Annotated in this window: 8 protein-coding genes; 2 read left to right on the forward strand and 6 right to left on the reverse strand. The window is 33.2% G+C overall.

Annotated elements, in window-relative coordinates; genetic code table 11:
* Positions 1-158: 158 nt before the first annotated feature.
* From tsf to rplM, 4 genes are all read right to left on the reverse strand, one after another.
* Positions 159-983: a translation elongation factor Ts gene (gene tsf / locus DIU01_RS10490; protein WP_290834210.1), complete on the reverse strand. Its 825-nt coding sequence runs from the start codon at positions 981-983 to the stop codon at positions 159-161.
* 142 nt (positions 984-1125) lie between these two features.
* On the reverse strand, positions 1126-1947 hold the full coding sequence (rpsB, locus tag DIU01_RS10495) for a 30S ribosomal protein S2 (protein WP_290834212.1): 822 nt from the start codon (positions 1945-1947) through the stop codon (positions 1126-1128).
* Between the two features lie 176 nt (positions 1948-2123).
* Entirely contained in the window at positions 2124-2510 is a 387-nt protein-coding gene (gene rpsI / locus DIU01_RS10500) for a 30S ribosomal protein S9 (RefSeq protein WP_035125159.1), read from the reverse strand.
* The gene (gene rplM / locus DIU01_RS10505) at positions 2510-2965 is read right to left on the reverse strand and encodes a 50S ribosomal protein L13 (protein WP_290834214.1); all 456 of its coding nucleotides are present in this window, start codon (positions 2963-2965) and stop codon (positions 2510-2512) included. Before rplM ends, rpsI begins: the two co-directional genes overlap by 1 nt.
* A 278-nt stretch (positions 2966-3243) precedes the next feature.
* Between rplM and DIU01_RS10510 the strand changes: the two genes are divergently transcribed.
* Positions 3244-4266, forward strand: coding sequence for a LacI family DNA-binding transcriptional regulator (locus DIU01_RS10510; protein ID WP_290834216.1), 1023 nt, complete (start codon positions 3244-3246; stop codon positions 4264-4266).
* A 106-nt stretch (positions 4267-4372) separates the two neighbouring features.
* A complete protein-coding gene (locus DIU01_RS10515) occupies positions 4373-7060 on the forward strand; it encodes a DUF5916 domain-containing protein (RefSeq protein WP_290834218.1) in 2688 nt (895 codons plus the stop codon).
* 3 nt (positions 7061-7063) lie between these two features.
* Here DIU01_RS10515 and DIU01_RS10520 read toward each other — a convergent pair whose 3' ends face one another.
* Positions 7064-7801 carry a nicotinamide mononucleotide transporter family protein gene (locus tag DIU01_RS10520; RefSeq protein ID WP_290834220.1) on the reverse strand — a complete coding sequence of 246 codons (738 nt, stop codon included), beginning with the start codon at positions 7799-7801 and terminating at the stop codon, positions 7064-7066.
* A 42-nt stretch (positions 7802-7843) separates the two neighbouring features.
* Positions 7844-8266, reverse strand: a complete 423-nt coding sequence (locus tag DIU01_RS10525) for a DUF1493 family protein (RefSeq protein ID WP_290834222.1) — start codon at positions 8264-8266, stop codon at positions 7844-7846.
* Between the last annotated feature and the right edge of the window lie 429 nt (positions 8267-8695).

Genomic DNA, 8695 nt, shown 5'->3' on the forward strand with positions numbered 1-8695 from the left:
AACTCGCTTCCCGATAAAAATCGGGAGAGCTCAAACAAATTTCAGTATCAGGGCTAGATAGTAAACGTCTTTTGTAAAAATCAAGATAAAAAAAAACCTCGATTCAATTAAGAACCGAGGTTTATATCTAAAATTTAATATCTAAAATCTGATATTAATTATCCTAAAGCAACTCTTTTAAATCCTGTTACAACTAAATTAGCATCAACAGATTTAATGTAGTTAGCAACGCTCATAGAACCATCTTTAATGTAATCTTGGTTTACTAAAGTGTTGTCTTTGTAGAAACGTTGAATTTTACCTTTAGAAATGTTTTCCAACATAGCTTCTGGTTTTCCTTCGGCACGTAATTGATCTTTAGCGATTTCAATTTCTTTTTCAATGATTGCAGCATCAACACCTTCCTCGTTAAGAGCAATTGGGTTCATTGCAGCAGCTTGCATTGCAACGTTTCTTGAAGCTTCTTCAGCACCTTCAACGTTAGCAGAAAGAGCAACTAAAGTAGCGATTTTGTTACCAGCGTGAATGTAAGATCCAACGAAAGTTCCAGATAATCTCTCAAAAGAAGCAACTTCAATTTTCTCACCAATTACACCAGTTTGCTCAATTAATTTATCAGCAACAGTGATTCCGTTAAAATCTGACGCTAAGAATTCTTCTTTAGTATCAAAGTTTAATGCTTGGTTAGCTAAATCTGTAGCTAATTTTACGAAACCTTCATTTTTTCCAACGAAGTCAGTTTCGCAATTTAATGTGATAACAACACCAGATGTTTTGTCAGCGTTTACAACTGCAATAGCTGCACCTTCTGTAGATTCTCTGTCAGATCTGTTAGCAGCAACTTTTTGACCTTTTTTTCTAAGGTTTTCAATTGCTAAATCAAAATCTCCGTCAGCTTCTACTAAAGCTTTTTTGCAGTCCATCATTCCTGCACCTGTGATTGTTCTTAATTTATTTACGTCTGCAGCAGTAATTGTTGCCATTTTGTTTTTTATTTTAAGATTAAAAATTTAAAAGTAAAAATTCCAATTTTTAAATTCCAAATTCCAATTTTAAAAAATCATCAACATTGAGTTACCGATTTTTTTTGGAATTTGGAATTTATAAAATTGGAATTTATTTTATTTATTCTTCAGATTTAGTTTCTTCTGTAGCTTCAACTTCTGTAGCAGGAGTTTCAACAACAGCAGCAACTTCTGGAGCAGCAACAGCTTCTACTGCTTCAACTTCTGTAGCTTCATCACCTTCTTTTTCAGAAGTTCTGTTAGCTAATCCGTCTTTTACAGCGTCTGTTACTAATGATAAAATTTTATCGATTGATTTAGAAGCATCATCATTTGATGGAATTACATAATCTACCTCACGTGGGTCAGAGTTTGTATCAACCATTGCAAAAACTGGAATGTTTAATTTTTGTGCTTCTTTTATTGCGATGTGTTCAGCTTTGATATCTACTACGAATAATGCAGCAGGTAATCTTGACATATCAGCGATAGAACCTAAGTTCTTGTCTAATTTTGCACGTAAACGATCTACTTGAAGTCTTTCTTTTTTAGAAAGCGTCATGAAAGTACCGTCTTTTTTCATTCTATCAATAGTAGCCATTTTTTTAACAGCTTTACGGATAGTAACGAAGTTTGTTAACATACCACCAGGCCATCTTTCTGTGATGTATGGCATGTTACATGCAGCTGCTTTTTCAGCAACGATGTCTTTAGCTTGTTTTTTGGTAGCTACGAAAAGTATTTTTCTACCAGATGCTGCAATTTTTTTCATAGCTTCGTTAGCTTCTTCAATTTTTGCAGCAGTTTTATATAGGTTAATGATGTGAATACCATTACGTTCCATATAAATGTAAGGAGCCATGTTTGGATCCCATTTACGAGTCATGTGTCCAAAGTGTACACCTGCTTCTAATAATTCTTTAACGTCAATTTTGTTTGCCATTGTGTAATAGTTTACGTTCCGTGATTAGCAATTTTCAAGTAGTCACTTTCGATATGTCTTGAAAATTTAGATGCTAAACTAATTCCCTTTTTACAAGGAATATCGACAACTTTGTTTTAAATTCTATTTTAATTGTAAAAATGTATCTGAAAAAATATTCTGATAAATATCGAATATTAACGTTTCGAGAATTGGAATCTCTTTCTCGCTTTTTTCTGACCGAATTTTTTACGTTCTACCATTCTTGGATCTCTTGTAAGTAATCCTTCTGGTTTAAGGATAGCTCTGTTTTCTGCATCAACTTCACACATTACGCGTGCTAATGCCATTCTTACAGCTTCTGCTTGTCCTGTTGAACCACCACCATATACATTTACTTTTACGTCAAAGTTAGTTACATTTTCTGTCATAGACATTGGTTGTAATACTTTGTACTGTAAAGTAGCAGTTGGGAAGTAAGTTGCAAATTCTTTTTTGTTTACAGTGATTTTTCCTGTACCTTCAGTAACATAAACACGTGCAACAGCACATTTTCTTCTACCGATTTTGTGAATAACTCCCATTACTTTAAGTCGTTAAGGTTAACGGTTTTTGGTTGTTGAGCGCCATGTTTGTGCTCAGTACCAACATTTACATCTAAGTTGCGGAATAATTGTGATCCTAATTTGTTTTTAGGTAACATTCCTTTTACAGCTTTTTCTACTAATAATGCAGGGTTTTTTTGTTGCATAACTTTAGCAGTTAAACTTCTTTGTCCTCCTGGATAACCTGTGTGTCTGATGTACGTTTTGTCATCCAACTTGTTACCTGTAAGGTTAATTTTCTCTGCGTTGATAACAATTACGTTATCTCCACAGTCAACGTGCGGTGAGTAACTTGGCTTGTATTTACCTCTTAAAAGCATCGCGACTTTTGAAGCAAAACGACCTAAGTTATGACCTTCAGCGTCTACAACAATCCACTGTTTTTCAGCTGTGGCTTTGTTGGCAGAAACTGTTTTGTAGCTTAATGCGTCCATAATATTATTTTAATTAAACATTCCATTCCCAATTAAGGGAGTGCAAAAGTACAATTATTTATTATATATGCAAAAAGGATTTCAATTTTTAATTATTATTTTGAATTATAACGATTTATAGTATCCAAATTGACGGCTAAATAGCCCTGATTGGAAGGAAAAACCTTTGCTTTTTTGCAAAGTTTTGGGAGGAAAGCAGGAAAATGGATTACAAAAATGCGCAAACCATTCGCTACTATCCATAATTTTCATAAATTTACACCTTATATATATGTAAAATGAAATCGAAAGCCACATTAAAGCAAATAGCAAAGGAACTTGGAGTTTCTGTTTCAACCGTTTCTAAAGCACTGAATGACAGTCCGGAGATTAGTGAGCCAACTAAAATTCGTGTGCAGGAATATGCGAAGCTGAAAAATTATAAACCCAACGTTATTGGATTGAACTTGAAAAACCGTTCTACAAAGACGATTGGTGTGATTATTCCAAATATATTAAATCAGTTTTTTGCTAAGGTTTTTACCGGAATTGAAAAAGTTGCCGATGAAAAAGGTTACAAAGTAATTACGTGTATTTCTAATGAATCGTTAGAAAAAGAAATTAGTGCGCTAGAAATGTTGAGTAATGGGACAATTGATGGTTTTATATTATCAATATCGGAAGAAGCTCAAAAGTTTCAAAAGTTTGATCATTTTAAATCGATTATTAATGAAGGAACGCCAATAGTGATGTTCGATAGAATCGCTGACGAGGTAAATTGCGATAAAGTAATTGTTGACGATTTGGATTCTGCTGTGAATGCTACAGAACATTTGATTAAAACTGGTTGTAAAAAGATTGCTTTATTTTCGTCAATTGATAATTTGAGTGTAGGAAAATTAAGAACTGAAGGCTACAAAAAAGCATTAGAATCAGCTGGAATTAAAGTAGATGAAAAATTAATCGTTCTTGCCGAAACCGTAGAAGATTTTGACGCGAAATTAGTAGGCTTTTTCGAAAAAAATAAAGTGGATGCAGTGTTTGCTCTTGATGAACATGCCTCTGTAATGGCAATGAAAATGGGAATTAAAAAAGGACTAAAAATTCCTGAAGAACTTTCTGTTATAGGTTTTGCAGATGGAGTTTGGTCAAGAAGATATACGCCAAGCTTGTCTACAGTTAGTCAACATGGACCAGAAATTGGTGAAGTAGCAACCAAAATGCTGATAGATAAACTAGAGAGTAAAGAAGAAGTGTACAATCATAAAACTACCATTGTAAAAACGGAACTACGTCAACGAGAATCGACTAGGAAGTTATAAAATAATTTAAAGTTTAGTAAAAAACCATCGCAAAACGTGATGGTTTTTTTATGCTCGAAAGTTAAATTTTTTATTTTGTGTTTTGAAAGTGTAACAATTGGTGAAAATGGGTGTCTATTATTTCAATCATCAATCATCAATCATCAATCATCAATCAATCATGAAATCATCAATCACAGTAATCATACTGTTTTTCTCATCCTTATTTGTCCCGATTCTAGCTCAAGAGAATTCTACAGTAGAAAAACGAGTGTATACTACTCAATTTTTAAATCAAACCGAAGCACCAACAATTGACGGAATTCTTAACGATAAAAGTTGGGATATCGTAGACTGGACATCCGACTACATCGAAAATGAACCCGACGAAAATACACCGCCAACAGAACAAACCAAATTCAAAATTGTTTACGATAAAAACTTCTTGTACTTTGCTTTCAAATGTTACGACAAAGATCCAAAAGGCATCATAAAACGATTGTCTCGTCGCGACGGATTTGAAGGCGATTGGGTTGAAGTTAATATTGATAGTTATAACGATAAACGAACTGGTTTTTCGTTTACAATATCAGCATCTGGTGTGAAAGGCGACGAATTTATATCAGACAATGGAAACAATTGGGATGGAAGTTGGAATCCAATTTGGTATGTAAAAACCAATGTCGATGAAGAAGGATGGACTGCCGAATTGAAAATTCCGTTTAGTCAATTAAAATTTGGAGCGAGTAAAGAACAAGTTTGGGGTTTACAATCTTCCAGAAGGTATTTCCGTGCCGAAGAACGATCGGTTTGGCAACGTGTAAAACGTGATGCGCCAGGTTGGGTTAGTGAATTTGGTGAACTTCGCGGTTTGGTTGATATTCAGCCACAAAAACAATTAGAAATTCAACCGTTTGTTGTTACGCAACTCGATACATATCCAAAAGAAGAAGGAAATCCGTTTAGAGATGGAAGCGATGCTAAAATTACTGGAGGTTTGGATGCGAAAATTGGAATCACCAACGACTTGACTTTAGACTTAACCATCAATCCCGATTTTGGTCAGGTTGATGCTGATCCAGGAGCGATTGCACTCGATGGTTTTCAGATATTTTTTCAAGAACGACGACCGTTTTTTGTAGAAAACAAGAACATTTTTAATTACCAATTTGCCGATGGACAGGATAATTTATTTTATTCTCGACGAATTGGCAGAAGTCCGCAAGGTTATCCAACAACTTCTGGTGGCGAAAATGTTGATATTCCTACTAACAGTACAATTCTTGGTGCAGCAAAGTTTAGCGGAAAAACTAAAAATGGTTGGTCAATTGGTGTTTTAGAAAGTGTAACTGATAAAGAATTGGCCAAAATTGATGACGGAACGGGTAGAAGAGAAGCATTGGTTGAACTACTAACGAATTACATTGTTGGTCGAGCACAAAAAGATTTCAATAACAGAAACAGTTATTTTGGAGGAATTTTTACTGCAACAAACAGAAATTTGCAAGGCGACCAATTGAATTATTTGAGAAAATCGGCTTATACAGCAGGTTTCGATTTTATGCACAATTGGAAAAACAGAAAATACTATATTCTAGGAAATGTAGTTGCAAGTCAGGTTAACGGAAGCAAGGAAGCAATTGCCATAACGCAACGTGAATTAACGCATTTATTTCAACGAGTTGATGCTGGTCATGTTGAAGTGGATGAAAACCGAACTTCGCTAACTGGAACCGGAGGAAAATTAGAAATAGGAAAAAATAGCGTTGGAAACTGGCGTTATTACGGATTTTTCTCATGGCGTTCACCAGAATTGGAACTGAACGATATTGGTTTTTTACGTCAAGCGGATGATATTAAACAGATAGGAATTCTAACGTATCAAACCTTGAAACCAGTTGGTTATTTTAGAAAAATCAACGCGCGTTTTGAGCAATTTACAACTTACGATTTTGATGGAAATCACAACCGAACTCAAAATTCATTAAGCTCGAATGTCAATCTGAAGAACAATTGGTATTTGAATTATCAACTGATTCACAAACCGAAGATTTTCACCAATACGGTTTTACAAGGTGGACCACGATTTAGATATTCTGAAGAAGTGATAAATAGCTTCAATGTTTCTACCGATTCTAGAAAGAAAATTAGATTTGACGCTGGTTTAGTGGTTTCTCAAGGAAAAGATAATTCGTTTTCGTACACCGAATTTTCTACGGGTTTTGCTTATCAACCAATCAACGCGTTTACTATTTCTATGTATCCAAATTATACTATCAATAAAAGTAAAACGCAATATGTTGCCCAAACTAATTTTGGAGCAACGCCACGATATATTATGGCCGATATCGATCAAAGAACTTTAAGTGCTGCGATTCGAATGGATTATTGTATCAACCCTAATTTGACAATCCAATATTATGGCGAACCATTTATTTCTCGCGGAAAATATAAAGATTTTAATAGAGTAACCAATCCTGTTGCTAAATATTATGGAGATAGAATTGAGGTTTTTAATTCCAATCAAATTGCATTTGACACTACAAACGATCAATATGATGTAGATGAAGATGCAAATGGCTCAACCGATTACAGCATTAGAAATCCTGATTTTACCTACGTTCAATTTCGTTCTAATTTGGTTTTGCGTTGGGAATATATTCCGGGTTCTGAAGTTTTCTTAGTTTGGTCGCAAGGAACAACAGGTTTAGGAAATCCGAAAGATGATTTGTTTAGAAGTTTAGATTCGCAAATACTAGGAAGAAAACCCGAAAACATCTTTTTGATAAAAGCTACTTATCGATTTTTGTTGTAAAATTTATTTAGAATTGGATTCGATTTTCTTATCATCATCCCAAGTAATGTATCCGATAATGGCGTTGAAAAAGTAGAAAATATATTTAGCACAATTTGCAATATTCATTTGTAGCAAATTTTGAATGAGCTTTGTTAAATTATAAATCTGCCACATAAACCAATTGTCTGGATACATTCTTGCGGTATTGAATGTTCCGCCAAAGGTTAATCCTGCTGGAATTGCGATTGCGAAGAACAATCTCCAATCGATAGGTTTATCTGAAAGATATTTGAAAGCGATGTAATTTAGAACCAACGAAAAGGCAAATCCGAGAATTAAATTTCGATAAAAAATAAAATCTATCGAACGTAAAACGGTGCTTTTTTTCCAAGCTCTAAAAACTAAAAAATTTCCAATAAAAGTTACTGGATAAGTTAAAATTGCACCAACATTTCCAAGTAAATAATCAATGGAACCACTTAAGAAAGTGTTGCAAGTTGCTAGAAAGTTTCCAATGTTATTCCTTTTTGTAACCAATCGATTTCCAATCATCGACAATCCAGTATTGACAATGGAAACATAGCCCAAAAAGAAAACATAGTTTTTGCCTTGAAAAGAAAATTTATATTCGGTGTTGTGATATCCTAAAACAATCGAAGCAGTAATTACAATTGCCAAACCAATAAAATCGAGATACGTACTGTTGGTTATAGACTTAATAACTTGAATTGATTTTTTGGAAAGTGAGAGTTTGGACATTCAAATGAATTTCGGCAAAGATATGTAAAATTAAAATTTAAGCTATTGTAAAAAAATAATGATGGTTATTAGAATAATTAATAAAAAAATAAAAGACCAACTTATGATAATATCATATCGGTATTTAGGCAAATTATGTTCGGGATAATCAACGCTCCATTTTTTTGAATTTGCAAATTCGGTTAACATTTTTGGTGTAATTGGAATCATTGTTACGCTTTGATTGGGGCTTTTAAATAACGAACCACCAATGTTAAACGATGTTAAACTAGCTTCGTCTTGATAATGAAAATACCATAGAAAATCGTTCATGTTAACAGAATATTTTTCAGAATATTTTTGTAGAAACTCATCACAATCATCACCGTCAATTCCAACTACTGAAAAAACATCAGAGTCAGAAATAAGTTTTGATTTCCAAAATTCTTTTTCAATGAAATTGATTATTTCTTGTTCAGTAATCATTCCTTTTTAAATTTCAAATAAATTGAATAAATACAATTTGATAAAAATAGGAGTATGCTTGATATAAATAATATGAAAATTAAATTATAAAATTTGAAACAAACCACAAGTAACACTATGCTTAAGATTGAAATAATTAAATTTGGTTTTATTTTTAAAAGGTACAAAGTCAAGTAAGTTGAAAAATAAATTATCGAAAGCGGAATTATAAAACTTTTTAGATCCCAAGCCCAACCAACCGTTTTATTAATTCCAATATTTTCATCGATATTGAATATTATTGCTCCCATTATAAAAATTGAGATTAAAAAGATAAAGACGAATTTTATAAAAAAGATAAAATACTTCATATAATTAACTAATGCGATTCCTACGGAATGACAACTTTGTGTGAGTTACTTTTCTGAAACCTGAAACCTGAAATCTGAA

Origin of the sequence: Flavobacterium sp. (assembly GCF_003525665.1) — a bacterium.
Lineage (GTDB): Bacteria > Bacteroidota > Bacteroidia > Flavobacteriales > Flavobacteriaceae > Flavobacterium.